28 protein-coding genes are annotated in these 25,945 nt (G+C 69.0%); 13 read left to right on the forward strand and 15 right to left on the reverse strand.

Annotation, left to right across the window (positions count from 1 at the left end; translation table 11 throughout):
* Positions 1-111 precede the first annotated feature (111 nt).
* The gene (mprF, locus tag SOM39_RS03225) at positions 112-2,670 is read left to right on the forward strand and encodes a bifunctional lysylphosphatidylglycerol flippase/synthetase MprF (RefSeq protein ID WP_320457458.1); all 2,559 of its coding nucleotides are present in this window, start codon (positions 112-114) and stop codon (positions 2,668-2,670) included.
* An 8-nt stretch (positions 2,671-2,678) separates the two neighbouring features.
* On the opposite strand, the gene SOM39_RS03230 is transcribed toward mprF, so the two are convergent.
* From SOM39_RS03230 to SOM39_RS03250, 5 genes are read right to left on the reverse strand one after another with little or no spacing between them, the layout of a single operon-like run.
* Positions 2,679-4,025, reverse strand: a complete 1,347-nt coding sequence (locus SOM39_RS03230; RefSeq protein ID WP_320457459.1) for a hypothetical protein — start codon at positions 4,023-4,025, stop codon at positions 2,679-2,681.
* Positions 4,026-4,056: 31 nt separating this feature from the next.
* Positions 4,057-5,409, reverse strand: coding sequence for a virulence factor family protein (locus SOM39_RS03235; protein ID WP_320457460.1), 1,353 nt, complete (start codon positions 5,407-5,409; stop codon positions 4,057-4,059).
* Positions 5,410-5,449: 40 nt separating this feature from the next.
* Entirely contained in the window at positions 5,450-6,076 is a 627-nt protein-coding gene (locus tag SOM39_RS03240; RefSeq protein ID WP_320457461.1) for a DUF998 domain-containing protein, read from the reverse strand.
* A 12-nt stretch (positions 6,077-6,088) separates the two neighbouring features.
* Entirely contained in the window at positions 6,089-6,280 is a 192-nt protein-coding gene (locus SOM39_RS03245; RefSeq protein ID WP_068853587.1) for an oxidoreductase-like domain-containing protein, read from the reverse strand.
* A 45-nt stretch (positions 6,281-6,325) separates the two neighbouring features.
* On the reverse strand, positions 6,326-6,928 hold the full coding sequence (locus SOM39_RS03250) for a hypothetical protein (RefSeq protein ID WP_184126443.1): 603 nt from the start codon (positions 6,926-6,928) through the stop codon (positions 6,326-6,328).
* A gap of 139 nt (positions 6,929-7,067) precedes the next feature.
* On the opposite strand from SOM39_RS03250, the gene SOM39_RS03255 reads away from it, so the two are divergent.
* Positions 7,068-8,204, forward strand: coding sequence for a tetratricopeptide repeat protein (locus tag SOM39_RS03255; RefSeq protein ID WP_320457462.1), 1,137 nt, complete (start codon positions 7,068-7,070; stop codon positions 8,202-8,204).
* Between the two features lie 45 nt (positions 8,205-8,249).
* Here SOM39_RS03255 and SOM39_RS03260 read toward each other — a convergent pair whose 3' ends face one another.
* Entirely contained in the window at positions 8,250-8,585 is a 336-nt protein-coding gene (locus SOM39_RS03260; protein WP_068853590.1) for a zinc ribbon domain-containing protein YjdM, read from the reverse strand.
* Between the two features lie 117 nt (positions 8,586-8,702).
* Between SOM39_RS03260 and SOM39_RS03265 the strand changes: the two genes are divergently transcribed.
* The 3 genes from SOM39_RS03265 (at position 8,703) to SOM39_RS03275 (ending at position 10,832) form a co-directional block, all read left to right on the forward strand.
* Complete coding sequence (locus SOM39_RS03265; RefSeq protein ID WP_320457463.1) at positions 8,703-10,058, forward strand: Hsp70 family protein; 1,356 nt, start codon at positions 8,703-8,705, stop codon at positions 10,056-10,058.
* A gap of 283 nt (positions 10,059-10,341) precedes the next feature.
* Positions 10,342-10,641: a YkgJ family cysteine cluster protein gene (locus SOM39_RS03270; RefSeq protein ID WP_083214278.1), complete on the forward strand. Its 300-nt coding sequence runs from the start codon at positions 10,342-10,344 to the stop codon at positions 10,639-10,641.
* 11 nt (positions 10,642-10,652) lie between these two features.
* Positions 10,653-10,832 (forward strand): hypothetical protein, encoded by a 180-nt coding sequence (locus SOM39_RS03275; protein WP_068853593.1) that lies wholly within the window; start codon positions 10,653-10,655, stop codon positions 10,830-10,832.
* 46 nt (positions 10,833-10,878) lie between these two features.
* On the opposite strand, the gene SOM39_RS03280 is transcribed toward SOM39_RS03275, so the two are convergent.
* Genes SOM39_RS03280 through SOM39_RS03290 form a run of 3 tightly spaced genes read right to left on the reverse strand, consistent with a single transcriptional unit; the run spans position 10,879 to position 12,856 of the window.
* Positions 10,879-11,763 (reverse strand): DUF4097 family beta strand repeat-containing protein, encoded by an 885-nt coding sequence (locus SOM39_RS03280; RefSeq protein ID WP_210130810.1) that lies wholly within the window; start codon positions 11,761-11,763, stop codon positions 10,879-10,881.
* Between the two features lie 11 nt (positions 11,764-11,774).
* A complete protein-coding gene (locus SOM39_RS03285) occupies positions 11,775-12,275 on the reverse strand; it encodes a hypothetical protein (protein ID WP_210130811.1) in 501 nt (166 codons plus the stop codon).
* Positions 12,272-12,856 carry an RNA polymerase sigma factor gene (locus SOM39_RS03290; RefSeq protein WP_093533465.1) on the reverse strand — a complete coding sequence of 195 codons (585 nt, stop codon included), beginning with the start codon at positions 12,854-12,856 and terminating at the stop codon, positions 12,272-12,274. The genes SOM39_RS03285 and SOM39_RS03290 overlap by 4 nt, the downstream gene beginning before the upstream one ends.
* Positions 12,857-12,957: 101 nt before the next feature.
* On the opposite strand from SOM39_RS03290, the gene SOM39_RS03295 reads away from it, so the two are divergent.
* Complete coding sequence (locus SOM39_RS03295; protein WP_217537739.1) at positions 12,958-13,158, forward strand: hypothetical protein; 201 nt, start codon at positions 12,958-12,960, stop codon at positions 13,156-13,158.
* Between the two features lie 31 nt (positions 13,159-13,189).
* Positions 13,190-13,771 (forward strand): mechanosensitive ion channel family protein, encoded by a 582-nt coding sequence (locus SOM39_RS03300; RefSeq protein ID WP_093533467.1) that lies wholly within the window; start codon positions 13,190-13,192, stop codon positions 13,769-13,771.
* A gap of 7 nt (positions 13,772-13,778) precedes the next feature.
* Here SOM39_RS03300 and SOM39_RS03305 read toward each other — a convergent pair whose 3' ends face one another.
* Both SOM39_RS03305 and SOM39_RS03310 read right to left on the reverse strand, forming a co-directional pair.
* Positions 13,779-14,045, reverse strand: a complete 267-nt coding sequence (locus tag SOM39_RS03305) for a DksA/TraR family C4-type zinc finger protein (protein WP_068853598.1) — start codon at positions 14,043-14,045, stop codon at positions 13,779-13,781.
* Positions 14,046-14,154: 109 nt separating this feature from the next.
* The gene (locus SOM39_RS03310) at positions 14,155-14,715 is read right to left on the reverse strand and encodes a DUF2058 domain-containing protein (protein ID WP_320457464.1); all 561 of its coding nucleotides are present in this window, start codon (positions 14,713-14,715) and stop codon (positions 14,155-14,157) included.
* Positions 14,716-14,762: 47 nt separating this feature from the next.
* On the opposite strand from SOM39_RS03310, the gene SOM39_RS03315 reads away from it, so the two are divergent.
* Complete coding sequence (locus SOM39_RS03315; RefSeq protein WP_093533469.1) at positions 14,763-15,260, forward strand: M48 family metallopeptidase; 498 nt, start codon at positions 14,763-14,765, stop codon at positions 15,258-15,260.
* Positions 15,261-15,263: 3 nt separating this feature from the next.
* Here SOM39_RS03315 and SOM39_RS03320 read toward each other — a convergent pair whose 3' ends face one another.
* Both SOM39_RS03320 and SOM39_RS03325 read right to left on the reverse strand, forming a co-directional pair.
* Positions 15,264-15,575, reverse strand: a complete 312-nt coding sequence (locus SOM39_RS03320; RefSeq protein ID WP_068853601.1) for an AzlD domain-containing protein — start codon at positions 15,573-15,575, stop codon at positions 15,264-15,266.
* Complete coding sequence (locus SOM39_RS03325) at positions 15,572-16,291, reverse strand: AzlC family ABC transporter permease (protein ID WP_320457465.1); 720 nt, start codon at positions 16,289-16,291, stop codon at positions 15,572-15,574. The genes SOM39_RS03320 and SOM39_RS03325 overlap by 4 nt, the downstream gene beginning before the upstream one ends.
* Positions 16,292-16,398: 107 nt before the next feature.
* On the opposite strand from SOM39_RS03325, the gene SOM39_RS03330 reads away from it, so the two are divergent.
* Positions 16,399-17,109: an rRNA pseudouridine synthase gene (locus SOM39_RS03330; RefSeq protein ID WP_095363533.1), complete on the forward strand. Its 711-nt coding sequence runs from the start codon at positions 16,399-16,401 to the stop codon at positions 17,107-17,109.
* Positions 17,110-17,147: 38 nt separating this feature from the next.
* Positions 17,148-18,698, forward strand: coding sequence for a phospholipase D family protein (locus SOM39_RS03335; protein WP_320457466.1), 1,551 nt, complete (start codon positions 17,148-17,150; stop codon positions 18,696-18,698).
* Between the two features lie 23 nt (positions 18,699-18,721).
* Here the strand turns inward: SOM39_RS03335 and SOM39_RS03340 are convergent, their stop codons facing one another.
* The gene (locus SOM39_RS03340; protein WP_320457467.1) at positions 18,722-19,816 is read right to left on the reverse strand and encodes an HDOD domain-containing protein; all 1,095 of its coding nucleotides are present in this window, start codon (positions 19,814-19,816) and stop codon (positions 18,722-18,724) included.
* Positions 19,817-20,108: 292 nt separating this feature from the next.
* Between SOM39_RS03340 and SOM39_RS03345 the strand changes: the two genes are divergently transcribed.
* A complete protein-coding gene (locus SOM39_RS03345) occupies positions 20,109-21,206 on the forward strand; it encodes a Glu/Leu/Phe/Val dehydrogenase dimerization domain-containing protein (RefSeq protein ID WP_210130816.1) in 1,098 nt (365 codons plus the stop codon).
* A 70-nt stretch (positions 21,207-21,276) separates the two neighbouring features.
* Here SOM39_RS03345 and SOM39_RS03350 read toward each other — a convergent pair whose 3' ends face one another.
* Entirely contained in the window at positions 21,277-24,123 is a 2,847-nt protein-coding gene (locus SOM39_RS03350; protein ID WP_320457468.1) for a S8 family serine peptidase, read from the reverse strand.
* Between the two features lie 179 nt (positions 24,124-24,302).
* Between SOM39_RS03350 and SOM39_RS03355 the strand changes: the two genes are divergently transcribed.
* On the forward strand, positions 24,303-25,478 hold the full coding sequence (locus tag SOM39_RS03355) for an acetyl-CoA C-acyltransferase (RefSeq protein ID WP_320457469.1): 1,176 nt from the start codon (positions 24,303-24,305) through the stop codon (positions 25,476-25,478).
* Between the two features lie 124 nt (positions 25,479-25,602).
* On the forward strand, positions 25,603-25,944 hold the full coding sequence (locus SOM39_RS03360) for a hypothetical protein (RefSeq protein ID WP_068853606.1): 342 nt from the start codon (positions 25,603-25,605) through the stop codon (positions 25,942-25,944).
* The last annotated feature ends 1 nt before the right edge of the window (position 25,945 follow it).

A 25,945-nucleotide genomic window follows, 5' to 3' on the forward strand; every position in this document is an offset into this window, starting at 1 on the left:
GCGCACAGCCACCCGGCTTGGCAAGTCCCCGGCGGAAGCGCACGATGCGCCGGCGAGGCACACTGGCGTGCTTTGACCTCTTCATCGCCTGCCCCGGAGCACGCTGTACCGATGACCGATCCTGCACCTGCCCCCTCGTCCCGCGTCGGCTGGCGCCGCGCGGCGACCGTCGTCTTCAGCCTGGGCATCCTGGCGCTGGCCCTGCGTGGCCTGGCCAACGAATTCGACGACCACGGCTATCGCGCCATCCGTGAGGCCTTCCACCAGCTGGGCGCCGGCCAGATCGCACTGACCGTCATCCTGGGCCTGGCCAGCTACGCCTGCCTGATCGGATTTGACGCAATCGGCCTGCGTCGCAGCGGCAAGCGCCTGCACCCGGCACGGGTGGGCATCACCGCCTTCCTTGCCCACACCCTGGGGCAGACGCTGGGCTTTGCGGCACTGACCGGCGGTGCGGTGCGCCTGCGCGGCTATGGCGGCGCCGGGCTGAGCCTGGCCGAGATCGGCCAGGTGGTACTGATGAGCACGCTGGGCTTCGTGTTCGGCGCCTGGCTGCTGTTGGCGCTGGCGTTCCTGCTGGAACCGGGCGCCGCCGCACTCGCATTGCCCGTGTCGGCGCAGGCCGTACGCGTGCTCGGCGCGGCAGGCCTGCTCGCCTACGGGGGCACGGTGCTGCTGGTCGGGCGCGAGGGCCGCAGCTTCCAGATCCGCGGGCACGCGCTGTGGCTGCCCGATCGCCGCACGATGCTGGGCGTGACCGCGCTCAGCGTGGTGGAGCTGGTGCTGGCCAGCGCGGCGTTCTACGTGCTGCTGCCGATGGATACCCCGACCGGGCTGCCCGGGTTTGTCGGCCTGTATCTGGTGGCCGTGCTGGCCGGACTGATTTCCAGCGTGCCGGCCGGGTTGGGCGTGTTCGAGTGGAGCCTGCTCAAGCTGCTGCCGCAGGTGGCGCCTGCTGCGGTGCTTGCAGCGGCCCTGATCTATCGGGTCACCTACTACGTGCTGCCGTTGCTGCTGGCCACCGTGCTCGCTGTAGCGCCGGCCATGCGCCGCCCGCTGCGGGTGGGTGCAGGGGCCACCCGCGCCGGCTGGACCGCGTTGCGCCCGTGGCTGCCGCAGATCATCGCGCTGGCGGTGTTCAGCGTGGGCGCCGCGCTGGTGATCGACGGCACCCTGCCCACCCCGCGCCGGCACCTGCTGCACGCTTCGCTGCCGATCCTGGAAACCTCGCACCTGCTCGGCAGCCTGGCCGGCGTGGTGCTGCTGCTGATCGGCCAGGGTCTGCAGCGGCGCAGCCATGCGGCCTGGATGCTGGCATTGGCGATCTGCGTGATCGCGCCGCTGCCGATCTGGCTGCGCGGCGGTCAGGTGCTGATCGCGCTGGCCTCGGTGCTGGTGGCGATGGCGCTGTGGGCGTCGCGTCGCGAGTTCTACCGGCAGGGCGCGCTGCTCGACGAAGCGTGGTCATGGCCGTGGATCCGCAACCTGGGGCTGGTGCTGGTGGCGGTGATCTGGCTGCTGTTCTTCGTCTACAGCCATGTCGAATACCAGAACGAGCTGTGGTGGCAGTTCGCCGCGCAGGGCAACGCACCGCGTGCGCTGCGCGCACTGCTGGTGGTGGCGATCGCGTTGGCCATCTTCGGCCTGGCGCGGCTGCTGCACAGCACCCGCACGCCCCTGCCGGCAGCCGACCCGGCCACGCTCGACGCGCTGGCGCCGATCCTGCAGGCGGCGCAGGACACCCAGGCCTGCCTGGTGCTCACCGCCGACAAGGCCGTACTGCGCGACGATGCCGGGCGCGGCTTCGTGATGATGCAGCGCTACGGCGGTTCGCTGATCGCGATGGGCGATCCGGTCGGGCCCCCGGATGTCGCACGCGCCTTGATCTGGCGCTTCCGCGAGGAGGCCGATCGCCTCGGCCTGCGCCCGGTGTTCTATCAGGTCGGCGAAGCGTACTGGCAGACCTATCTGGACCTTGGGCTGACCCTGGTGAAACTGGGCGAGGAAGCGATGGTGCCGCTGCAGGACTTCGGGCTGGAGGGACGCGAACGCGCCGACCTGCGCCAGGCCTGGAACCGGGGCAAGCGCGGCGGCCTCAGCTTCCGCGTTGCACCGCCCGGCGAGGTTGCCGCGTTGATTCCCGCGCTGGCCGCGGTATCGCAGCAGTGGCTGGACGACAAGGCCGGCGACGAGAAAGGCTTCTCACTGGGCAGTTTCGATCCGGATTACCTGGTGCGCTTCCCGGTGGCCGTGGTCGAGGCCGAGGGCCGCATCGTCGCCTTCGCCAACCTGTGGCAGGCACCGGCCGGGCACGAGCTGTCGGTGGACCTGATGCGGCACGTCGACGATGCACCGAAAGGCACGATGGATTTCCTGTTCATCGAGCTGTTCCTGTGGGGGCGCGCGCAGGGCTTCCACCGTTTTTCGCTGGGCATGGCGCCCTTGTCGGGGCTTGCCCAGCACCGCCTGGCCGGCCGCTGGAACCGCTTCGCCAACGTGGTCGCACGGCACGGCGAGCGCTTCTACGGCTTCAGCGGGCTGCGCCGCTTCAAATCCAAGTTCGCGCCGCAGTGGCGCGCACGTTATCTGGCGGCGCCGGGCGGCATGCACCTGCCGGCGGCGCTGCTGGATGCGACACGGTTGATTTCACTGGCACCGCGAAAGACGTAACGCGGCGGTCAGGACCCGCGCTTCATCTGCGCAAACGCCGCAGTGAAGCCGGCAATGCTCTCGCTGCCGTGCACGGCGTTCAACGCCTGCTCGGCCAAGGCACGCTCCTCCCATATCCACGCGAGCTTGGGGTCTTCCCCCAGCTCGCGCCACACCGACTCGAGTCCCTCGACGGCGGGTTGCGCGCCGTCGAACAAGGCCTGCGCGTAATCCAGGCTCGCCGGGCGCCAGGTGAGGTAGGCCACTGCACGCTGTGACAGCGGGATGCCGGTAACCGCGTCGGGCAGGAAATAACGCGCGCTGGCAGGCCAGGTGGGCTGCGCGTCCGGCGCATCCCCTGGCGGTGCCGCCAGCCGCTTGAGCGACTCACCGCTGACCTGCAGCACCTGCGGCTTGCCCTTTTCGCCGGCCGCCGCCGAACGCTTGTCGCTGCCGAGGGTGAACGCGTACGCCCTGTCCTGCTGCGCGCGGGCGGCCATTTCCACCACCGCGTTGCGGAGCTTCAGGCAATCCGCGCCGATCGCGGTCGCGCCACCGGCCTTGGTTTCACCCACCAGCACCACGTCGTTGCCGTGCATGAGCAGGAAATCGAGCTCTCCCTTGACGTGCCTGCTCTCCGCCGGGCGCAGCGCAGGCGGGACGTTGGCACCACGGACGATGCGATAGCCCGGATCATCACTGGAAGCGGTCGCCTCGTTCATTGCGTTGCAGAGCTGTGTCAGTTCGGTGCCGACCCGATCTTCCACGTCCCGCCCGCGCGCGCCGCCACCGCTTCGGGACTGATGCGGTGCCCGCTGCGCCAGATATTCGATCACGCTGGCGTCCCGTTCCAGTTGCTGCTTTTCGGCCAGCACGTCCGCATGCGGCGCGAAGTCGGCCGCGATTTTTTCGCCCAGCGCGCAGGCGCCTGCCGTCACGCTGGCCCACTCGCCCCTGCCTGCCCGGGCATCGTCCACGGCGGCGGCGAGCGCTTGCAGGTGCGACTTCCTGGCTGGATCCGGTTCGCGCTCGATGCGCGCAGGATGCGCGAGGTCCCTCAACTTCTTCGCGGCCTGCAGCGCGGCCTCGCATTTCGGGGAAGCGACCAGCAGGCGATAGTCCTTCACCTTGGGAAAGCGATGCTGCAGGATCGCCTTGCGCAGGTCGACGTCATTGTCCCTGACCAACCGCTCCAGCGTTTCCTTCAAGCCTGCGCAGAACTGCTCGCGGGTGGAGGCATTACGGTCGCCCGCGCGCCAGAGCGACAGGGCGTCGGCCATCTTCTGCGCGGGAGACCCATCCCCCGCCCGGGGCGCGGAGCGGTCATCGGCCATCAGCGCGTACAAGCGCCGTTCGATGGGCGCATTGGGGATCATCGCCGGCGCCTGCAGGGGTTCGACCGCACCATCAACGCGCCGGCAGGTGCTCAAGCAGCGTCTTCGCCAAGCGGTCGTAGTCGCCCTTGAAATGGTGGTCGCCCGGCAGCGCAATCACCGTGGCGCCCCCCTTTGGCAGCTCCGGGCACAGTGCATCGCCATCGTCCTCGCCGTACAGGCACACCGTCCGGTCTGCCGGCAACCGGGCGATCTCCGGGGCAATGGGCAGGCCATCCGCGCCGCCGCCCAGCCAGTTGCTGACGTGGAATTCGTAGTCCGCCTTGCGCCCTACCGACATCAGGCCGATCAATGCGATCGACCCGCGCGTGGACGGGTCGAGCTGGTTGATGGCCGCTGGCAGGACATCAGCGCCCTGCGAGAAGCCCACCAGCAGCAGCCGCTTGCGCTGCCACTGGCTGCCGTAATGGCGTGCGATGCGTTCCAGGTCGCGGGCGAACCCTTCCGGCGTGCGCGCCGTCCAGAAATAGCGCAGCGAATCCAGGCCGACCACCGAAATGCCGTTTTCGCTGAGCGCGGCGGCCACATCCTTGTCGAGCCCCGCCCAGCCGCCGTCGCCGGAAACGAAGATGGCCAGGGTGTCGCCGCCTTTCTGCGCGGGCACTTCCACCACCGGCAAGCCGTTGAGGCCATCCGGCGGCGGCGCCAGGCTGACACCCTTCTGCGCACCGATGACCTGGGCGGCCGCCAACAGGCCCGGCAGGTCATCGCCACGCGCGGTGCGTTGGAACTGCCGCCCCATCTCCACCTTGTGCACGAACGCTGTGGCGTCACCTGCCGCGCACTTGCGGTCACCGGCGGCGTTCAGCCACGGAAACGCCAGCTCCGCCGGCTGCAGGCGGCCATGGCTGACACCGGCGCCGCACACCGCGCGCTCGCGCGCCTGGTCGGGACAGAACCCGGTGGTGATCAAGCCGGCGAAGACCTGCGTATCGGCCTGCGCCGCCACTGCATAGGCCAGCTCGGCGCCGCTGCCATCGCCGCCGATCAGCGGCAGGTGGTAACCGGGCACGTGCAGGTACGCCTGGAACCAGCGCGAGAAATTCTCCACGTCGCCTGCGCCAAAGCTGCAGTTGCCGCCCCCTTCCTGGGCCAGACCGGTGCGCAGCCGGGCCACATCGACCTGGGCCACCAGCGCGCCCTGCGCGCGCAGGGCCTCGATGCGCTCGCGCGTGCGCTGGGGTTCGCTGCCACCATCGAACCAGACCACCACGCGTTGCGGGTGGCCTTCCGGCGCGTGGATCGGGACGTCGTTGAAGCGCCCGTGGCTGACCTGCTGCGGCGCCGCCGGGGCCGCTGCGGCCCCCATCATCGACACCAGGCCCAGCACCACTCCCAGTCCCCTGCCCACACTGGCTCGCCGCATCGTCACGCATCCCGGAAAAGTCGCCCCACGATACGCCTTTTTATTTTCGTGCAGCCTCTTCACGTTGCGCCTGCCGCCACAGCTGCAGCGCGGCCACGAACAACCACAGCACCACCGCGGCGATCACCAGCTTCTGCCCGGCCCCGCGCGGCGGGGCCCGCCACAGCACGTGCAGCCACAGCAGCGCGAAACACAGCCAGGCCCACCACCACGCGGCGCTGGCCCAGCGCGCCCACTGCGGGTCGGCACGCAGGTACCAGCTCTGCAGCAGCATCGCCACGCTTACGCACAGGAACGCGGTGTTGGCCGCCAGGCCATGGACCAGAGGGGCCAGCAGCGGCGCCTGCCCGGGCAGCCAGCTGTCGCCGATGGCCACGCCCATCAGCCCCAGTCCGGCCACGCAGAACAGCAGCGGCGCCGCCGCGCTGCGCCGCGGCGAGCGGCTGGCGGCGTGCAGCGACCAGGCCAGCAGCATGATCGCTACGGCCAGTACGCAGTAGGCGGTCCGCAGCGCAAGGCCCCACGGGCCATGCAGGTACAGGCTCAGCGTGGCCTGCACCCAGTCAAGGTCGTGGCGTGCCCATTGGGTCCACAAGGCGGTCAGCACGAACCCGGCCAGCGCCAGCAGCGCCAGGCCGGCCACATGGGCGTGGGCAGGAAGCTTCATCGCAGGCAGTGCTCAGGGCGCGGCATCGGGATGGCGCAGCCGCCAGGCCGCGAGGGCGGCGCGATAGCGCTGCAGCTCATCGCTGTACAGGTCCAGCACGCACAGCGGGCAGCCGCTGCCGCAGCACTCGTTGGGGCCGGGTTCTTCCGGCGGTTGCGGGCGCGGATCTGGATCGGGCGTGGCGGATGGGAGGGGAACGGGCATGGCGTGAGCGACGGCTTTCAACCGGTGCAGTGTAATCGACCGCTGTCAGTGCCCGAGTCGCCGGCGCAGGTTGGCCCGCGCCGGCGCATCCAGGCGCTGGTGGAAGAAGTCGCTCAGGAAGATGCGCGGGCTGCGCAGCAGGTGCTTGAGGAACCGCCGCCGGTTGAGCCGGAACAGGAAGCCGGGCACATGCCCGGCGTACTCCTCCGCGATGCCACGGTCGTAGGCATCGAACACGTCGGGCGGCGCGCCCAGGATGGCCATGTCGCAGTCCAGGAACAAGGCCGCTTCGGGGTCAACGTCGGCGGCGCCCAGGGTGCCATGGCGCGCGGTCAGCAGGATCAGCTGTTCGATCCGGGCCACATCCACGCCGGCGCCCGGCAGCCAGCGCTCCACCTGCGCACGTGCCAGCGCGGCTGAGCGGGCTTCGTTGTCGTTGCGCCCGGCCTCGTAGATCGCATCGTGGTACAGCGCGGCCAGCTGCACTTCGCGCGGGTGCGCCCAGCCCGGGCCCTCCGCCACCGCCTGGCAGTGCAGCAGCACCGCGCGCACGTGGGGGTAGCCGTGATAGGCCCGCGGGGGCGTGGCGTAGGCGGCTTCCAGGTCGGCCTGCATGGCCGCCGGCAATGAAAGCGGGGAGAAGGTCATGGCGGCATCATTGGCCGGTCCCGCGGCGGATGGCAAGGGCGGTGGCTGGTGCAACAGGCCGACAAGCGGTGCGCCAGCTGCCGGTCGTCGGCCTAGACTGCAGAAACGAAGGCTTCGTCATGCCCGCGAGGTGACCGCGATGAACGGCTGGAAATCCCTTGCCCTGTTGGCCCTGTTGGCCGCCGCACCGACGCCGCTGCTGGCCGCGCCTGCGGATACCGCTGCCACGCAGGCCCCGGCGGTCGAACCCATTCCCTCTCCCCAGCAGATCCTGGCCATTCCGCCGGATCTTCGCGCGTTGCTGCAGGAACGGGTGATCGCCCCGGTCAGTTCGCGCGAACAACGGCTGGTGCGCTTGGTGCACCTGATCTTCGACGAAGACGCGATGCACCTGGAGTACGACCCGTACGCGACCCACACCCTGGCCGAAACGTGGAAGACGCACCGCGCCAACTGCCTGTCCTTCACCCTGATGTTCGTCACCCTGGCGCGCGCGGCGGGCATCGATGCCCGGGTACAGGAGGTGGCGCAGGTGGTCACCTGGCACCAGGACCAGGGCGTGATCTACAACGTGGGCCACGTCAACGTGGGGCTCAACCTCAACGGTCGCACCGCCGTGGTCGACCTGGACCGCAACGTGCTTTATGACCGCTACGGGCCGCGCCCGATCACCGAGCAACGGGCCCTGGCGCACTTCTACAACAACCGCGGCGCCGAACACATGGCCGAGGGAGACACCGCGCAGGCGCGCGTGTACCTGGACGCCGCGCTGGCGATGGCACCGGCCTTCCCTGCCGGCTGGAACAACCTGGGCGTGCTTGATACCCGCGAAGGCCGCCTGGACCAGGCCCGGAAGGATTACGAGCAGGCCCTGCAGCTGCAACCGCGGCATGCGGCGGCGCTGACCAATGCCAGCGCCTTGTATCGCAGGCTGGGCGATGCGCGCCGCGCTGACGTGCTGGCCAAGCGGCTGGAACAGGTGCAGAAAAGCGATCCCTTCGCGCAGTTCCGGTTCGGCAACGAAGCCGAACAGCGCCACGACTATGCGCAGGCCATCGCGTACTACCAGCAGGCGGTGCGCCTGTACAGCAGTGCGCACCAGTTCCATTTCGGGCTGGCACGCGCCTACTTCCTGGCCGGCAACACCCGCCGCGCCTCGCTTGCAATGCTGCGTGCCCGCGACCTGGCCGGCGAAGATGCCGACGTGCTGCGGGCGACCTACCAGGCCAAGCTGGACAGCCTGCAGAAATGGCGGGAACGCACGGCCAGCAATTGAATGGCGGCGTGCCGCCGCTGATCCGTAACGACCAACGGTCGTTACCTACGCCTTTTTCAAAAAACAGGTCTTCAGGACCAGGCCCTTGATCTTGTCCGAGTTGCCTTCGATGTGCTCGGCATCGTCTTCGACCAGGCGGATGTTGCGGATCACGGTGCCCTGCTTTAGCGGGATCGACGAGCCCTTGACCTTCAGGTCCTTGATCACGGTGACGGTGTCGCCGCTGGCCAGCGTGTTGCCGTTGCTGTCACGCACGACCAGGCCCTGGCCGCCTTCATCGCCGGCCGCCCACTCATGGCCGCAGTCGGCGCAGATCCACAGCGCGCCATCGGCATAGGTGTTTTCCAGGGTGCATTGCGGGCAGGCGGGTGCGGCGGACATGATGAAGCCTTCAGGTTCGGAACAACCCCCATTGTAACCGCCCGGCCCGGGCAGGCCTTGCACCGGCGGCCCGCTTGCCGCACAGTGCGCGCCCCCTGACCTCCGGCCCGGCCCCGCATGAAAATCGGCATCGACTTTGGCACCAGCAACTCCGCCGCCGCCGCCGTGGTGGACGGCAGGGTCGTGCCGATCCGGTTTGGCGAGGCCGAACAGTTCCGCACCACGGTGTACTTCCCCGAGGTGATGCGCGATCCGAACGACTTCGAACTGACCCCGGCGCTGGAGCACGAACTGGCCCGGTTGATCGACGCGGCCGCGCGCGACGCCCGCGCCGCCGGCCAGGAACGCGCGCCGGATGCGCTGCGCCGCGAGGCCCTGCGCGTGGTGCGCCGGCAGTGGATGGAAGAGCAGATGCGCGCGCCGCTGAGCTCGACCAAGCTGCTGCAGAACGCGGTGTACGGGGACGAGGCGCTGGAAGCCTACTTCGAGGAGAACGAAGGCAACCTGGTGCAGAGCCCGAAATCGATGCTGGGCTACAACCTGCACCCGCGCGCGCGCCAGACCATCACCGGCATCGCCACGCACATCCTGGAGCACATCCGGCTGACCGCGTCGCGCCAGCTCGACGCGCCGGTACGCACCGCCACGCTGGGCCGCCCTGTGCAGTTCCGCAGCTCGATCGGCGCGGCCGGCAACGACCAGGCGCTGGACATCCTGCACACCGCCGCGATCGCCGCGGGTTTCGACAGCGTCGATTTCCTGGAGGAACCGGCTGCCGCAGCCATGCATTACCACGCCGAAAGCGCGCAGGAACATGACGCGGTGGTGGTCGACATCGGCGGCGGCACCACCGATGTGGCGCATGCGCGGGTGGGCGGCGTACAGGCCCCGAAGATCCATCGCGCATGGGGTATCGCGCGCGGTGGTACCGATATCGACCTGGCCTTGAGCCTCGGCGCCTACATGCCGCTGTTCGGCCGCGGCCACAGCCGCGTGCCGGCGCACCACTACGTGGAGGCCGCGATGGTGCAGGACATGACCCGCCAGCGCGATTTCCGCCAGCACAACTACCGCGAGGCCGAGGCGCCGTGGGGCGCGCGCCTGCAGGCGCTGCAGGACACCGGCAACACCGCACGCCTGTACCGCGAGGTGGAGGGCTGCAAGATCGCCCTGAGCAGCGCGCCAGAGCACACCAGTGCGCTGGACTTCATCGAACGCGGCCTGGGGGTGGATGTCGACCCGTCCCGGCTGGAAGCGGCGGCCGGCAGCTACCTGGGCGAACTGACCGGGTTGCTGGAACAGGTCCGCGCCGATATCGGGCACGACCCGGCGGCGATCTTCCTGACCGGCGGCATGTCACGCGCGGGCTATCTGCAGGCGGCGGTGGCCGCTGCCTTCCCCGGCTCGACGCTGGTGCGCGGCAACCCCTCGTTCGGCGTGGTGCACGGCCTGGCGTGGGCCGCGGCAGGCTGAGCCTGCGGGCGCGAAGCCCCGTGGGACAAGGGTTTCCGGCCGTGAAACCCTCGCATTAACAAAACGTTACGCCGAAAGCGCTATCATCTTTCGGCTTCGATGCGCAATGCGCATGTCGTACCCAGCCTCGAAGAGGCCACCATCCTCGCCGATACCGCCGCCGTCCGGATCCGTCCGCGGCGCTGGGATCGTCTATCGCTGTGATCCGGCTCGTTCCCAGCATGCAGCACCCCCTGAGCCGCCAAGAGAGATTCGATTGGGCGAAATCGCCAAGGCCGACCCCATCGACTGCCGCCGCTGCGACGCAGTCTGTTGCCGGCTGTCGGTCACCGTCATGCCTGACGACGCGGTACCCGGCTACCTGCTGGATACCGACGAAGCGGGCCGCACCGTGATGGCGCGCAACGACGAAGGTTGGTGTGCCGCGATCGACCCCTATCACCTGCGCTGCACCATTTATTCGCAGCGTCCCGCGATCTGCCGCCAGTTTGCGATGGGCGGCGATGACTGCCGCCTCGTGCGGCAGGACTACCGTCGACAACAGCACGATGCGTCGACGATTTTTTCCACGCTACACCCATGACAGGAGCATCCATGGCCCGTTCGCCAAAGACCTCCCCCAAGGCAGGCAACACCGTTCGCGTTGACCGCAAGCAGGGTTCCAACACCGCACTGAGCAGCGCCAGCATCGCTGCCGATCTGGCTGCGTTCCGCAAGAGCGGCGGCAAGATCGAAGTACTGGGCAACACCCTGGCGCTGAAAAAGGCCGGCTGACGCCGCTGCCGTCCGCACCGGCCCCCGGCCGGTGCGGGGGCCGCACTCAGCGGCCGCCCAGCGAGACCCGCACGTTGCCCGAATGGGCATTGATCGAAATATCGCCGTCACCGCCGCCCAGGCGCGTGTCCAGGCTGCGACCCGGGCCATAACGCGGCCGTTCCACCTGGCCGGCATCGGACTGGATGTCGCCACTGAAGGTCTTCACGGCCAGCTGCGCCGAGACCTTGGCCGGCAGGCGCAGGGCGATCGACCCGCTCACCGTCTGCAACGTCACCTTGCCACCCGGCGCCAGGCCGGACGCTGCCACGGTGAGGTTGCCGGAGACCGCTTCGGCGGCCAGGCGCTGCACCTGCGCCGTGTCCAGGCGGATGCTGCCCGATACCGTTTCCGCCGAGACCTCACCGCCCATGCCGCCGCCGGCCTGGATCGAACCGCTGACCGCACGCAGGGCCATGCGCTGGCTCTGTACCTGCGCGCGGATATCGCCGCTGACGGTACTCAGGCTGGCTTCGGCCGTGCGCCCGGCGGCCGAGACATCGCCACTTACCGCATTGGCCTGCAGGCGGCGCAGGTCGACCTCGGCCACGTCGATGTCGGCACTTACCGTGCCCAGCTGCACTTCCACCGAGCGCGGCACCCGCAGCTCCAGCGTGGCGCCGCCATTGTTGCCGTTGCGCGGGTAGATCACTTCCCAGCGCACCCGGTTGGTGCTCTTGTCCTGCTGCAGGCGCAGGCCATCGGCCATGCTGCCGGTCAACGCCACTTCATTGCGATCCCAGCCCCGCACGGTGACCTTGCCGGCGATGTTGCTCACTTCCACGCGCCCGCCCGCGGCCAGCGGATGGCGCTCGTCGACGCGGGTGGCGGCCTGCGCGGCCAGGGGCAGCAGCACGGCCAAGGCTGCGGTGAAACGCAGGGTGTTTCGCATGGGACTCTCCTTCAGGATGGCAGGCCAGCGGCGTTGACGGCCTGCTGGGTAAGTTCAAGGCGCAGCGCGTAAGTGCGCTGCAGCTGGGTAAGCAGGTAACCCGAGCGCGGGTTTTCGGCGATGGCCGCGCGGATGTACACGGCACTGGTATCCAGTTCGTGCAGCGCCGGCTGCCAGTCCGCGCCGATCGGGGCCGCTGGCAGCGTGGCCATCGCCTGCTGGTACTCGGCGGCGATCACGTCGGCCTGCCGTTGCAGGGGCGACGGGCGCGGCGTGGGCGGCGTGGAGGTGGGTGCCACCATCAGCACCGCCAGCGCGGCGGCCAGGCCCAGGCCGACGCGCAGCGACCAACGGCGCGCACGCGGTGCCGGCGCAGCGGCTGGCAGCGCAGCCACGCGCGGCGGAAGCTGCGCAGCGATGCGCTGCCAGGCATCCGCCGGCGGCAGTCGTTCGGCGGGCAGCGCGCGCAGGCGCGACTGCAGATCGGAATCGAGGTCGTGGTTGTCGTTCATGCCGGTTCTCCCAGACGCGCGCGCAACAGGCCGCGCGCGCGGTGCAACTGTGCCTTGGAACTGCCCACCGCCATCTGCAGCTGGTCGGCAATCTCCTGGTGTTTCCATCCTTCGATGTCGTGCAGTACCAGCACCGCCCGGGCGCGCGGCGGCAGGGTCTCCAGCGCGCGCTCCAGGTCCAGGCTGGTCCCCGCGCAGCGATCCACTGCCGGCACTGCCGCCAGCAGGTCCCAGCCTTCTTCGCCGCTGTCGCCCGCGTCGCGGGCGGCATTGGCGCGAAGCTCCATCAGCGCCGCATTTACCCCCAGCCGGTGCAGCCAGGTACCCAGGCTGCTGTCGAAGCGGAACCCCGGCAGTGCGCGCCAAGCCTGCAGGAACGCTTCCTGGAGCGCATCCTCGGCACGCGCGGCATGACCGCCGCACAGCCGCCACAACACCGCATACAGGCGCGGCGCGTGCCGATGGTAGATGCGCTCGTAGGCGGCGGTGTCGCCGGCCACCGCCGCCCGCACCCACGCGCACTCGTCGGTGGAATCGGCGTCGTTGGCAGCGCGGAGGGCGGGCATGGTCGTATCGAGCATATCCCTTGGATGCGGGGTCGATCGAAAAGGTTTAAACCTTTCCGGCACCCGCGGCATCCAATCTCCTGTCACCACGCCGGGCGTGGTCCCAGGAGTTGCCCATGTCCCCCAGTTGCCTTGCCCTTCTGCTGTCGCTGGCCAGCGCGTGCACCCTGCCGGGAAGCCCGGTGACGCTGCGGGTGGCACTGCCGCCGCAACCGGACCTGTGCGTGCAGTACCAGGACCATGCACCGCTCTGCGTTTCAAGGCTGGTCGGTGTGCTCTCGCAGCCGCGCAGGGCCCGGCGCTACCGCGCGGGGTAAACTGACGCACCCACGTCGACCCCCGGTTTCCATGAAAGAACACCTGCCCACCTGGACCCATGAGTGGCTGCAGTACGGGGCGCCTGCCCTGAAGATCCTGCTGACCCTGCTGGTGGCGTGGCTGCTGCGGCTGATCGCGCGCCGGCTGCTGCGCCGCGTGGGCGAGCACTACACGCTGCCACCGGAGATGGTGATGGGCGCGCGCCGGGTGTTCACGTTCGTGGTGTATTTCACCGTGCTGCTGGTGGTGCTGCAGATCATCGGCGTGCAGGCCAGCGTGCTGTGGACCGCGTTCACCGGCTTTGCCGCAGTGGGCGCGGTGGCCTTCTTTGCCGCGTGGAGCGTGCTCTCCAACATCTTCTGCACCCTGCTGATCTTCACCACCCGCCCGTTCCGGCTGCACGACTACATCGAGGTGCTGGAGAACGGCGAGAAGCCCGGACTGAAGGGCCGCGTCATCGACGTCAACCTGATCTACACCACCCTGCAGGAAAACAGCGGCGGCCACGAAGGCACGGTGCTGCAGATTCCCAACAACATGTTCTTCCAGCGCACGGTGCGCCGCTGGCGTGATCCGTCGCAGGCGCCGGGCGGCATCCAGGGCGACGGTTGATCCGGCGTCAGCGCAGCTGGCTGTCCTTGCTGCCCCGCCGGTTGTACATGCCTGCATCCTGCTGCGCGGCATCCTCGGCCTCCTGGCAGCGCACGCACAGGCGCACGCCGGGCACGGCTCGGCGCCGCGCTTCCGGGATGGGCGCTTCGCATTCCTCGCAATGGGTCAGCCCGGGACCGTGACGCAGCTGCGCGCGGGCGCGCTGGATCGCGTCATCCACGGTCGCGTCGATCTGGTCCTGGACGGCGCCGTCGCCTGCCCACCCTGTGGCCATGCCGCATCTCCCATACCGTTGCCGGAGCGCCAGCATAGATCCGGCCGGGCGACGTCGGTTTACGGCCGGCTGAACATGCCCCGCTTCCAGTGAACCGTTCAGCCCGGCATCACCAGATCAGGTCGTCGGGCACCTGGAACTGCGCGTAGTAGGCATCGTCCTCGGCATTGCCGGTGCTGGGCTCGGCGGACGCGGCGCGATCCTTGCCGTTGTCGAGCACGATCACGGCCGGATCGCGTTCACGGATCTTGTCGGCGGCCGCACGCGGCACCAGCTCGAAGCCCTCACCCAGCCGCACGATCACCAGGCTGCCCGCGGCCAGCTGGCGGCGCAGCACCTCGTTGACCAGCAGCGTGCGGATCAGGGTGCCGTCGTTGAAGCGGTACTCGCTTTCGCCTTCGCGCTTGACCCGGTTGCTTTCGATGATCTGGCGCACCTGGGCCTGCAGCTCCTGCAGGCGGTTCTTTTCCTTGCGCTCGGCTTCCAGCGCGCGGTCGCGCTCGGCTTTTTCCGCCCGCAGGCGCTCGGCCTCGCGCTGGCTGTCGGTGGGCGCCACCGGGGCCTTGCCGTGGCGGGCCTTCACCTGCTCGCGTGCGGCCTGGGACACCTGGGATTTCTTGACCAGCCCGGCCTTGAGCAGCTGTTCCTGCAGGGGATTTGCCTTCGCCATTGCCTTTGCATCTGTTGGTGCGGGATTCCAGCCGTCATCATAGCGGCATGACCGCCCTGAAGTACCTTGCCGGCTACCCCGACGCCCTGCAGCAGCAGGTGCGCGAGCTGATCGCGGCCGATCGGCTGGGCCCCTGGCTGGAGCGCCGCTATGCCGAGCTGCACACGGTGCGCAACGACCGTCAGCTGTATGACTACACCCAGGCCCTGAAGGAGCGCTACCTGCGCCAGTCGGTGCCGTTGTCCAAGGTGATCTACGACAGCCGCCTGCAGGTGCTCAAGCATGCACTGGGCACCCATACCACCGTCTCGCGGGTGCAGGGCAGCCGGCTCAAGGCCAGCCGCGAGATCCGCATCGCCAGCGTGTTCCGCGAGGCACCTGCCCCGTTCCTGAAGATGATCGTGGTGCACGAACTGGCGCACCTGAAGGAATCGGACCACAACAAGGCGTTCTACCAGCTGTGCACCCACATGGAAGCGGACTACCACCAGCTGGAGTTCGACCTGCGCCTGTACCTGACCCACCTGGAGCGCGCCAGCGGCTGACGCTCAGCCGATACCGGCCCAGCGCAGCGCGGCGGCGGCCGCCGCACCCAACACCACCACCGCCAGGAACGGCAGGCGCAGCAGCAACGCCACGGCCGCCACGGCCAGCGCGGCCAGGCGGGCATCCAGCGCCACCGACGCACCGGCAGCCACCGCATTCATGGCGGTCAGCGACGCCAGCAGGCCGATCGTGAGCGTGCCGGCCACCCGGGTCATGCGCGGTGACTCCAGCCAGCGCGCCGGCACCAGCCACCCGGCCAGCTTGATCGCATAGGCCGCCACGCAGCCCAGCAGCAACCATGCCCACAGGCTCATACGTGCTCCCCGGACGAACGCGGCTCAACGTCCGGCTCCAGCCCTTCATCGCGTGGACCGGGTACGAACGCGCCCCACGCTGCCGCCACTGTTGCCGCCAGCAGGATCGGAATGCCCGGTGGCACCCACGGCAACGCCAGCACCGTAACCAGCGCGGCCACGATGGCGATGGCCACCGCATCACGCTGGCGCAGCCGGGGCCACAGCAACGCCAGGAACGCCGCCACTGCGGCACCGTCCAGGCCCCACCGGCGCGGATCACCCAGCGCGTCGCCGGCGATGGCGCCGACGGCGGTGAACAGGTTCCAGAGCAGGAACACGCCGACGCCGGCGGTCCAGAACCCGCGCCGCTGCTCCAGCGCCACGGTCTGGCTGGACGCGGTGGCGGCCGATTCGTCGATGGTGATCTGCGCACCCACCCCGCGCCGCCAGCCGCGCAGCCCGAGCATCCGGTTCATCTGCATGCCGTATACCGCGTTGCGCACGCCGAGCAGCGTGGCGGCGGTGAACGCGGCGGAGCCGGCACCGCCGCCCGCGATCACGCCGATGAACGCAAACTGCGAGCCGCCGGTGAACATCAACAGGCTCAGCGCCTGCGCCTGCCACGGGCTCAGCCCGGCCGCCACCGCCAGCGCACCAAAGGAAATGCCATACAGGCCGGTAGCCACGGCAATGGAAAGGCCGACTTTCACGGCAGGGGACGCACGCCAGTTCATCATCGGATCATGCCAGCAGCGGGGCGGGGCCGCAGCCCTGTCACGCGCAGCCCCGGCCCCGAGCCAGTACACTCCCCGCCCGCGTCCCGCTTTGTGCTGCCTGCCTGATGACCGATCCGATCCGACTCGACAAACACCTGACCCGCCTGATCGGCTGCTCGCGGGGCGACGCCCAGCGCTTCATCGAGGGAGGCTGGGTGACCGTCAACGGTGTGGTGGTCGAACAACCGCAGGCGATGGTCACCGATGAAGTGGTGGTGCTGCGCGAGAACGCCGAGGCGACCCGCGCCGAGACGGTCAGCATGCTGCTGCACAAACCAGCCGGGATGCGCGCTGATGAACTGTGCGCACTGGTCACGCCGGAGACCCGCAGCGAACTGGACGCCACCGGCGTGGCCCTGCTGCAGCGGCACTTCCACGCGCTGCAACTGGTGATGCCGCTGGCCGATGAGGACAGCGGCCTGGTGGTGGTCAGCCAGGACGGCCGCGTGGTGTCGCATCTGAAGGACCGCGGCGCGACGCTGGAGCAGGAATACCTGGTCGAGGTCAGCGGCGAGCTGGTGCCCTACGGCATGAAGCGGCTTGCGCACGGCCTGAGCTTCCGCAACTGGCCGTTGCCGCCGTGCAAGGTCAGCTGGCAGAACGAAACCCGTCTGCGCTTTGCGATCAAGCCGGTGGCCCCCGGCCAGCTGCGCGACATGTGCCGGCAGGTCGGGCTGGAGGTCATCAGCGTGCGTCGCCTGCGCATCGGCCGGGTGGCGATGGGCAAGCTGGCCCCGGGCCAGTGGCGCTACCTAGCGCCGGACGAACGCTTCTGAGCCGCGCACGCAACCCGCAGAAGCCACTGTGGCGCCGCGTGCTGCGCGGCGCGGGCATCCTGCTGGCGATCGTGACCCTGCTGGTGCTCAGCGGGCTGCTGCTGGGCGACCACCTCACGCCCAAGGCGATGGGACCGCGCAGCACCGTGCTGCCGCTGCAGCCGGCACAGAGCGCGATCGATCGCGAGGTGGTGCGCCTGCAGGCCGAGCACCCGGACCAGTCCGGCGTGGCGTTCCTGTCCGAAGGGCTGGATGCGTACGCCGCGCGCGCGGTGATCACCCGCCATGCCGCCCGCAGCCTGGACCTGCAGTACTACATCTGGAAGGACGACCTGATCGGCCACCTGATGGCGCAGGAGCTGTACCAGGCCGCCGAACGTGGCGTGCGCGTGCGCCTGCTGCTGGATGACATGAACGCGCAGGACAAGGATGCATTGATGATGGCGCTCGATGAGCACCCCAACATCGAGATCCGCCTCTACAACCCCTTCCGCAACCGCGATGGACTGTGGCGGCTGGTGGAGATGGTGCAGCGCTTCTTCAGCGTCAACCACCGCATGCACAACAAACAGTGGATCGCCGATGGCCGGGTCGCCATCGTCGGCGGGCGCAACATCGGCGAGGAATACTTCAGCGCGCGCAGCGATGTGAACTTCCGCGACCTGGACCTGATCGTGGCCGGCAGGGCGGTGCAGCAGGCCAATACGATCTTCGATGCGTACTGGAACAGCGACGCGGCGGTCCCCGTGGCCGCCCTCGCCTTCCACACCCCGGCCCAGCTGCGCCTGCTGATGCTTGAATCGGCACACGAGGCCAAGCTGGCGGCCGCCCGACCCTATCTTGAGCGCGTCGAGCGTTCGCCGGCAGCGCGTTCGTTCTACACCGATGCGGTAGACCTGCACTGGTCGCCGGGCGTGGAGATCGTGTCCGATCCGGCGATGAAGCACCGCCGCGACGACCCCGCCAACTGGCTGGTCACCCGGCTGGTGCGCGAACTTGAGGCCACCCGCCACAAGGCGCTGTTGATCTCGCCCTACTTCGTGCCGGGCGAGGAAGGCACGCGCGGGATGGCCGCGATGGTGCAGCGCGGCGCCTACGTGGGCGTGGTCACCAACTCACTGGCCGCCAATGACGTGGCGGCCGTGCACAGCGGCTACATGCATTACCGCGCACCGCTGCTGCGCGATGGCGTGCACCTGTACGAACTGCGATCGCGCGGCGCGGGTGGCGGCAGCGGCGGCCTGTTCGGCAGCAGCGGCGCCAGCCTGCATACCAAGGCCTTCATGATCGATGACCAGCGTGGCTTCGTCGGCTCGTTCAACCTGGACCCGCGTTCTGCCTACCTCAACACGGAGATGGGGGTGCTGTTTGATGATCGGGAACTGGCCGCGCAGTTGCGCGCGGAATACCTGCGCCTGGCCGATCCGAAGCAGAGCTATTGGGTGACGCTGGGTGCCGATGACCAGGTGCGTTGGCTGGATCGGGCTGAACAGCCCCCGCAATTGCTGGATCGAGAGCCAGACACCTCGTTCTGGCAGCGCGCCAGCGCCCGCGTCATCAGCTGGTTGCCCTTGGAATCCCAACTTTAGGAGCAGCCACGCGGGGCGTGGCGCTACGCGTCGGCCGACTCGTCCGCCTCCAGCGTTTCCACCGCGCGACCATGCAGGCGGCGCCAGATCCACTGCAATGCATGCGCCGGGGTGTCATGCAGCTGCTCCAGCAGCGCCAGCGCCTGGGCCTGGCTGATCCGGCCATGCCGGCACAGCAGGCTGGCCGATGCCCCGGCACGCGCGAAGTGCAGGCTGGCCGCCAGCCCACCGCCTGTCGCATCGGCGTCGCGCAGCAGCGCCTGGTGCACCGAGGGCGGCAGTTCCCAGGCCGCCGCGATGCGGCTGGCTACCGGCAGGGTCCAGGCATCCAGCAGGGTGCCGGCAAGCTGCGGTGACGGCAGCACAGCCTGTTCACGGGCAACGTCCAGCAGGTGTCGCATCACCAGAGCCGCGCCAAGGCCTTGGGTCAGCCCCATCCACTGCGCGGCGAAGCCGTCTTCATGGGTCACCAGGCGGGCGTGATCGGCTGCGGCCCGCGAGGCCAGCAGCGCGTGCTCCCAGACCACGGTTCCGAACTGCGGAAAGGCGTCGCTGTGCAGTTGCATCACCGGTTGCACCAGCACCGCGCTGATGATCTGGCGGATGCCCTCGGTACCGACCAGCGTGACCGCACGCTGCAGGCTGTCCACCGGCTTGGCCTGCAGCCGGTAGACCGGGCTGTTGGCGATGCGCAGCAGGTTGCCGGTCAGCACTGCATCCTGGCTGATGATCGAGGCCATGCTGCGCGCCGAGGCATCGCTGTCGTTCACGGTCTGGATCAGCTGTGGCAGCAGCTGCGGCCGGCGCGGCAGGTGCCGGGCCGACCAGTCCTGCGCCTCCAGCGCTGCCGCCACCGCCGCCAGCAGGGCCGCGTCCTGCGCGACGGTGGCCGGCGCGCTGCCGCTGCCCGGCCGCAACGCCAGTGCGTGCAGGCCGGCCTGCAGCACCTGGTCCGCATCGCCACTGCAGGGCTGAGTCGGCCTCTGCGGCTGTTGCTGCGCACGGTTCCGGCCGCCGGTACTACCCGGCGCCGGTCCCGCCTCCGCCGGGCGGCGATACCAGCCCCACCCCAGAAATGCCACGACCAGCACGCCGGCCCCCGCCAGGATCACCATCATCGGGCCGCGCCCCTGCCGGTGCGGCACCGCACCCGAATTGTCGCCACTGCACCCACGTGATCCGTCCTGGCTTGCCGGTACTGCGCACCGTTGCCACGGCATCGGCCCGGAACGGGGCAACTTTAGCGGGCGATGGTCACCCCGCCCTGACAACACCGTCCGGCGGAATGCACTAGAATGGCGCCGCGCGACCCGTCCTGACCAACCGACGACGTCGCTTTTTTTGTTTTACACCCACCTTTTGCTGGTGCGTTCGCCGGCGTTTGCCGTCGTTCGCAGCATCGGAGTCGCCATGTTATTTGAAACCCTCGAAACGTCCGGCCATGAACAGGTGGTGTTCTGCCACAGCCGCGATGCCGGTCTGAGGGCCATCATCGCCATCCACAACACCACGCTGGGTCCGGCGCTGGGCGGTGTGCGCATGCGCCCCTACGCCAGCACGGACGACGCGCTGGCCGACGCGCTGCGGCTCAGCCGCACGATGACCTACAAGAACGCGCTGGCGGGCTTGAATGTCGGGGGTGGCAAAGCGGTGATCATTGGCGACCCGCGCAAGGACAAGACCGAGGTGCTGTTCCGCGCGTTCGGCCGCTACGTGGATTCGCTCGGCGGGCGCTACATCACCGCCGAGGACGTCGGTACCGACGTCAATGACATGGAAAACATCTACCTGGAAAGCGAGTACGTCACCGGCGTGCACCAGGTCCACGGCGGCTCGGGCGACCCGGCCCCGTTCACCGCCTACGGCGCGCTGCAGGCGCTGATGGCGGCCATGCAGCACAAGCTCGGCCACGAGGAAGTGGGCAAGGTCAGCATCGCGGTGCAGGGCCTGGGCCATATCGGCATGGAACTGGTGAAGCTGTTGCGGGATCGCGGCGCCAAGCTGTTCGTCACCGATCTGGACCCTGTGCTGGTGGAGCGCGCGGTGACCGAGTACGGCGCCGAGGCGGTCAAGCCCGATGACATCTACGACGTCAACGCCGATGTGTTCGCGCCCTGCGCGCTGGAAGGGGCGATCAATGCGCAGACCCTGCCGCGCCTGAAGTGCAGAATCGTCTGCGGCACCGCCAACAACCAGCTCTCCACGCCCGAGATCGGCGATGAGCTGCATGCCCGCGGCATCCTGTATGCCCCGGACTATGCGGTGAATGCGGGCGGGGTGATGAATGTGTCGCTGGAAATCGACGGCTACAACCGCGAACGCGCGATGCGCCTGATCCGCAGCATCTACCACAACCTGGGCCGCATCTTCGCGCTGTCCCAGCAGGAAGGCATTGCGCCGCAGCGCGCCGCCGACCGCATCGCCGAAACCCGCATCCAGTCGATCGGCAAGCTGAAGATGCCGCTGGGTCGTGCGCGCCCGCGACTGGGCACGCTGCGCGGCGGCTGATTCCAGCGGGCAGATGAAAAAAAAGGGCGCGATCAACTCGCGCCCTTTTTTGTTGCCTGTCGCGCCTGGATCAGAACGCGGCGGAGTACCGCAGCGCGACCTGGCTGAGGTCGCCTCGCGGGCCGAAGCGCTGGTCGTAGCCGAACGAGAGCTGCGAGTTGCGCGTCAGCCAGGACTGCACCGACAGGCCGAACAGGCCGCCGGAGCGGGCCGGCTGCAGCCCGGCCACCGGCGCCCAGGCATCCACGCCCACGAAGCTGGCATCGAAGGCCAGGCCATCGCTGGACAGCGTCTGCTGCCACTCGGCATAGCCGCGCAGCGACCAGCCACGCAGGCGCGTTTCCGCTCGCAGGCCGGCCAGCGCCTGGCTGCGGCTCGACGCGCGGCTGTCCGCACGCAGGCCGAAGCCGAAGCCGCCGTCTTCGCTGAAGCTGTCGCTGTCCAGGCGCGCGTAGTCCGCACCGAGGTACGGCGTCAACGATGCCCCGGCACCGCCGAAGCGGTAGCCCGATTCCACGCTGGCGGTGCTGAAGTTGCCGCCGTAACGGGCATTGACCCCGTACTGCCCCGCGCCCAGCAACAGCTGGCGGTCGATCTCGCGGGTGAACTGGCCGGCGCCCAGCTGCGCCAGGGTGTAGGCCGCACCACTGTTCCAACCCGCGTACAGCTGGGCCTGCGACTGGCGGTCACGACCGCTGTCGCCGCCCCACTCGCGGCTGCTGTTGCTGCGCGTTTCGCCAAAGGCAAAGCCCATCACGCCGTTGCTGCCCAGCGCCATGTCCTGGCCCATCATCCAGCCCTGGGTCTGGAAGCCGCTGCCGGCGAAGCTGCCCTGCCCGGCCTCGCCCAACGCACTCTGCCAGGCGCCGCGCAGGCGCGGTGCGGCGGACACCGCATCGAAGCGCGTCGACAAGGCGCGGCGATTCATGTCGAGGTTGTCGAAGGTCATGCCGTTGGCCAGGCTGTGCGCCTTGCCCGACAGGCTTTCCAGGCTGGCCTCCAGGCCGGCCGCGCCCTGCACCCGCTGCAGCTCGCCGGCCGCATCGGCAAAGCCCGGCGTGCCAGGACCGGTGCCGGTATCGAGCAGGTCGAACGCCTGTTCCACGCGCAGGGCCGAGGCGGCCGAAATGGCACCCAATCCGGCCGACGCCGCAGCGCCGGAAACGCTAACGCGGTTGATGTTCAACCCGGCCGAGTAGTGGTCATAGGTGAACGTCGCATCCAGCAGCACGACGTTGCCGAGCGCGGTGTAGCGATCGAACGTGCCGGTCAGGCCCTGGGCGGCGGTAATCAGCTCCTGCCGGACACCCGTCCGCGGCACATAGCCTTCCACCGCGCGGTCGATCAGTACCGTACCGCCGTTGAGCTGGGCGGTGCCGGTCACCTTCAACGCCTGCGCACCCAGCGCGGTCGAGAACACGCCGGTGGCCTCGTGGGTGTAGTTGCCCTGGATCACGGCGGTAACGCCGGCCTCGAACAGGTACAGCGTGCCGCGGTTGACCACGTTGCCGGTAACCCCGGTGGTACCGGCGCGGAACTGCAGGCCGCCGGCCTGCAGGACCTGGACGTCGGAACCCAGCGACGCGCCGTCGGCCAGCGAGAGCGCGCCCGAGCGGACGATGGTGCCGCCGGTGTAGGTGTTCTTGCCGCCGAGGATCAGCGTTCCCGCGCCGGACTTGTCCAGTCCGCCGGCACCGCCGATGTTGTTGCTCCAGGTGCTGAAGTTGGACGAACCCGGCAGGTCGACCACCATGGTGCCCCAGTCGAACCGGCCGGGGCCGTTGATCGCCTTGCCCACGTTGAGCAGGCCGTAGCCGAACACGCTGTCCACGCCGGCCGCGCCCAGGTCGGTGGCGGTGCCGAGCAGGGTCTGCCGCACCTGGTCGTTGCTGAAGTACGGGTACTTCTGCCAGACCAACGCCGCCGTACCCGAGACCAGCGGGGCCGCGTAGGAGGTACCGCCGCCCCAGAGGTAGCTGGGGGTACTGCCCGTGGTGCTTGCGGGGTCGACAAACACCGCTTCGCCCGGCGCGGCCAGGCAGTAATTGGCCGCCACGCCACAGGCGTTGGCGTAGGACGCCAGGGTGTCGGGCTGGTTGGAATTGACCGCGGTGACTGCCAGCCAGCCGCGCTCCAGGTCCGCGGCGGGGCGGGTATTGTTCGGGCCGGCCTGGCTCGGCAGTGCGGCCATGTTGGACGGGTCCGCCTTGCTTTCGTTGCCGGTGGCAAACACCACCAGGCCGTTGTTGGTGGTGATGAAGGGCCGGTACTCGGCCGCGATGGCAGCGGTCGCAGCCGGGTTGGTCCAGTACAGCCCGCCCCAGGAGTTGTTCATGATCTTCACGCCGTCGGCGATCAGATCCTGGTGCACGGTGGCCAGCCCCAGCGCGCCATCCACCTGGTTGCCGTTGCCGGTGCCGTCATCGACCGGCGCCTTGTCGGCGATGATGCGCGCCGACACGATCTGCGCCCCCGGGGCGACCCCGCCCGGCCAGTCGCCGTATGCGGCGCCAGCGGCCAGCGACGCCACGGTCGTGCCATGACCGACCACATCGTCCACCGCCAGGTTGTTGGCGCGCGGATCCACGTAGTTGTGGCTGGCAACGACCCGGCCGGCCAGCGTGGGATGGGCACGGTTCACGCCGGAATCGACCACGCCGATCCGGATCCCGGCACCGGTCAGGTCCTGCCGGTCCTTGCCGTTGATGATGGCAAGGTGCGCGTCGATGGCCGGCTGGGTCGGCTTGACCGGCGGCGGCGTCACCGGCGGCACCACCACGACTGGTGGCGTGACCGGCGGCACGACCGGCGCTACCGGCAGGTCCCCCTTGCTGTTGCCGCTGCCGCCACCGCACGCGCTCAAGGCCACGGCCAGCGCGGCGGCCAGCACGTTCCTGCTGAAAACTACCTGATTCATCCCTGCTCCCCAAAACGTAATTGAAACCACGCGTGGCGTCCCGCCTGTCCGGCCGACACCGGTGGTAAATGCTGACCCTCTATACTGGGCCACCCCCACGCAGTCTGCCGGGAAACGCGCCGCCATACCATGCCCTGCGTTCCCTTTTCGTAAATCGCTCACGCAATAACGAGATTGCCATGCCCAACATTGTCATCGCCGCTGCCAAGCGGACCGCCATCGGTTCCTTCCTCGGCCAGTTCAACGGCGTGCCCACCCCCACCCTGGGCGCCACTGCCATCGCCGCCGCCCTGGAACAGTCCGGCGTGCCGGCGGCGGATGTCTCCGAAGTGATCATGGGCTGCGTGCTGCCGGCCAACCTGGGCCAGGCCCCGGCCCGCCAGGCCGCCGTGGCCGCAGGCATCCCCTACGCCACCGGCGCAACCACCCTGAACAAGGTCTGCGGGTCGGGCATGAAGGCCATCATGCTGGGCCACGACCTGATCAAGGCCGGCTCGGCCAGCATCGTGGTCGCCGGCGGCATGGAATCGATGTCCAACGCGCCGCACCTGCTGCCCAATTCGCGCACCGGCAACCGCTTCGGCAACTTCCAGGCGGTCGACCACATGGCCCACGACGGCCTGGTCAATGCGTACGACGGCAAGGCCATGGGCGAATTCGCCGAATGCGCGGTGGACAAGTTCCAGTTCAGCCGCGAGGAACAGGACGCCTATGCGATCGAATCGGTGCGCCGCGCGCAGGCCGCGCAGGCTGCCGGCGCGTTCGATGATGAAATCGTGGCCGTGAAGGTCGCGGGTCGCAAGGGCGAGGTGGAGTACAGCCAGGACGAACAGCCCGGCCGTTCGGATATCGCCAAGATCCCGACCCTGCGCCCGGCGTTCAAGAAAGACGGCACGGTGACCGCCGCAAGCTCGTCGAGCATTTCCGACGGCGCTGCTGCCGTCGTACTGCTGTCCGAAGACGATGCGGCCGCCCGCGGCGTGCGGCCGCTGGCCCGGATCGTGGCCCACGCCACCCACTCGCAGGAACCGGAGTGGTTCACCACCGCGCCGATCGGCGCCATCCACAAAGTGCTTGAAAAGGCCGGCTGGAGCCTGGACCAGGTGGACCTGTTCGAGATCAACGAGGCGTTCGCCGTGGTGGCCATGGCGCCCATCCGCGAACTGGGCATCGACCCGGCGAAGGTCAACGTCAACGGCGGCGCCTGCGCACTGGGCCACCCGATTGGTGCCTCGGGCGCCCGGCTGGTGGTGACGTTGGTCAATGCCTTGCGCAAGCGTGATGCAAAGCGCGGAATTGCTACACTGTGCATTGGTGGCGGGGAAGCAACCGCCATCGCCATCGAATTGATTTGATTGGTTTTAACACCCGTTTCGCAAAACTGAATGCGGGATCGCTTGACAGCCCAACGTGGCTTGTCATCATGTTGCCGGGCGCGCAATAGCGCGTTGCCTAATCTAACGACGAGGATTCACACAAATGAGCATCAACAAGCTGCTGATCGCAATGGCCCTGGGCCTGGCTCTGACCGCCTGCTCGAAGCAGGAGCAGGCTGCTGACGCCGCCGCTTCGGCCAACGAAGCTGCTGCCGACGCCCAGGTCGCTGCCGACCAGGCCGCTGCTGCTGGCGCCCAGACCGCCGACGCTGCCCAGGCTGCCGCCGACACCGCCACCACCGCTGCTGACGCTTCGGCTGATGCCGCTGCCCAGGCTGGCGCTGCTGCCACCGACGCTGCTGCCGACGCTGCTGCCGACGCTGCCAAGGCCGGTGAAGCCACCGCCGAGCAGGCCAAGGACGCTGCTGAAGAAGCCAAGAAGTAAT

The organism is Stenotrophomonas sp. CFBP8994, from assembly GCF_034044835.1.
Taxonomy (GTDB): Bacteria; Pseudomonadota; Gammaproteobacteria; order Xanthomonadales; family Xanthomonadaceae; genus Stenotrophomonas; species Stenotrophomonas rhizophila_A.

Excerpts from the sequence above, each read along its gene's own strand:
- mprF (WP_320457458.1), top strand. The coding sequence starts at position 112 with ATGACCGATCCTGCACCTGCCCCCTCGTCCCGCGTCGGCTGGCGCCGC.
- SOM39_RS03230 (WP_320457459.1), bottom strand. The coding sequence starts at position 4,025 with ATGATCCCCAATGCGCCCATCGAACGGCGCTTGTACGCGCTGATGGCC.
- SOM39_RS03235 (WP_320457460.1), bottom strand. The coding sequence starts at position 5,409 with ATGCGGCGAGCCAGTGTGGGCAGGGGACTGGGAGTGGTGCTGGGCCTG.
- SOM39_RS03240 (WP_320457461.1), bottom strand. The coding sequence starts at position 6,076 with ATGAAGCTTCCTGCCCACGCCCATGTGGCCGGCCTGGCGCTGCTGGCG.
- SOM39_RS03245 (WP_068853587.1), bottom strand. The coding sequence starts at position 6,280 with ATGCCCGTTCCCCTCCCATCCGCCACGCCCGATCCAGATCCGCGCCCG.
- SOM39_RS03250 (WP_184126443.1), bottom strand. The coding sequence starts at position 6,928 with ATGACCTTCTCCCCGCTTTCATTGCCGGCGGCCATGCAGGCCGACCTG.
- SOM39_RS03255 (WP_320457462.1), top strand. The coding sequence starts at position 7,068 with ATGAACGGCTGGAAATCCCTTGCCCTGTTGGCCCTGTTGGCCGCCGCA.
- SOM39_RS03260 (WP_068853590.1), bottom strand. The coding sequence starts at position 8,585 with ATGTCCGCCGCACCCGCCTGCCCGCAATGCACCCTGGAAAACACCTAT.
- SOM39_RS03265 (WP_320457463.1), top strand. The coding sequence starts at position 8,703 with ATGAAAATCGGCATCGACTTTGGCACCAGCAACTCCGCCGCCGCCGCC.
- SOM39_RS03275 (WP_068853593.1), top strand. The coding sequence starts at position 10,653 with ATGGCCCGTTCGCCAAAGACCTCCCCCAAGGCAGGCAACACCGTTCGC.
- SOM39_RS03280 (WP_210130810.1), bottom strand. The coding sequence starts at position 11,763 with ATGCGAAACACCCTGCGTTTCACCGCAGCCTTGGCCGTGCTGCTGCCC.
- SOM39_RS03285 (WP_210130811.1), bottom strand. The coding sequence starts at position 12,275 with ATGAACGACAACCACGACCTCGATTCCGATCTGCAGTCGCGCCTGCGC.
- SOM39_RS03290 (WP_093533465.1), bottom strand. The coding sequence starts at position 12,856 with ATGCTCGATACGACCATGCCCGCCCTCCGCGCTGCCAACGACGCCGAT.
- SOM39_RS03295 (WP_217537739.1), top strand. The coding sequence starts at position 12,958 with ATGTCCCCCAGTTGCCTTGCCCTTCTGCTGTCGCTGGCCAGCGCGTGC.
- SOM39_RS03300 (WP_093533467.1), top strand. The coding sequence starts at position 13,190 with ATGAAAGAACACCTGCCCACCTGGACCCATGAGTGGCTGCAGTACGGG.
- SOM39_RS03305 (WP_068853598.1), bottom strand. The coding sequence starts at position 14,045 with ATGGCCACAGGGTGGGCAGGCGACGGCGCCGTCCAGGACCAGATCGAC.
- SOM39_RS03310 (WP_320457464.1), bottom strand. The coding sequence starts at position 14,715 with ATGGCGAAGGCAAATCCCCTGCAGGAACAGCTGCTCAAGGCCGGGCTG.
- SOM39_RS03315 (WP_093533469.1), top strand. The coding sequence starts at position 14,763 with ATGACCGCCCTGAAGTACCTTGCCGGCTACCCCGACGCCCTGCAGCAG.
- SOM39_RS03320 (WP_068853601.1), bottom strand. The coding sequence starts at position 15,575 with ATGAGCCTGTGGGCATGGTTGCTGCTGGGCTGCGTGGCGGCCTATGCG.
- SOM39_RS03325 (WP_320457465.1), bottom strand. The coding sequence starts at position 16,291 with ATGAACTGGCGTGCGTCCCCTGCCGTGAAAGTCGGCCTTTCCATTGCC.
- SOM39_RS03330 (WP_095363533.1), top strand. The coding sequence starts at position 16,399 with ATGACCGATCCGATCCGACTCGACAAACACCTGACCCGCCTGATCGGC.
- SOM39_RS03340 (WP_320457467.1), bottom strand. The coding sequence starts at position 19,816 with ATGATGGTGATCCTGGCGGGGGCCGGCGTGCTGGTCGTGGCATTTCTG.
- SOM39_RS03345 (WP_210130816.1), top strand. The coding sequence starts at position 20,109 with ATGTTATTTGAAACCCTCGAAACGTCCGGCCATGAACAGGTGGTGTTC.
- SOM39_RS03350 (WP_320457468.1), bottom strand. The coding sequence starts at position 24,123 with ATGAATCAGGTAGTTTTCAGCAGGAACGTGCTGGCCGCCGCGCTGGCC.
- SOM39_RS03355 (WP_320457469.1), top strand. The coding sequence starts at position 24,303 with ATGCCCAACATTGTCATCGCCGCTGCCAAGCGGACCGCCATCGGTTCC.
- SOM39_RS03360 (WP_068853606.1), top strand. The coding sequence starts at position 25,603 with ATGAGCATCAACAAGCTGCTGATCGCAATGGCCCTGGGCCTGGCTCTG.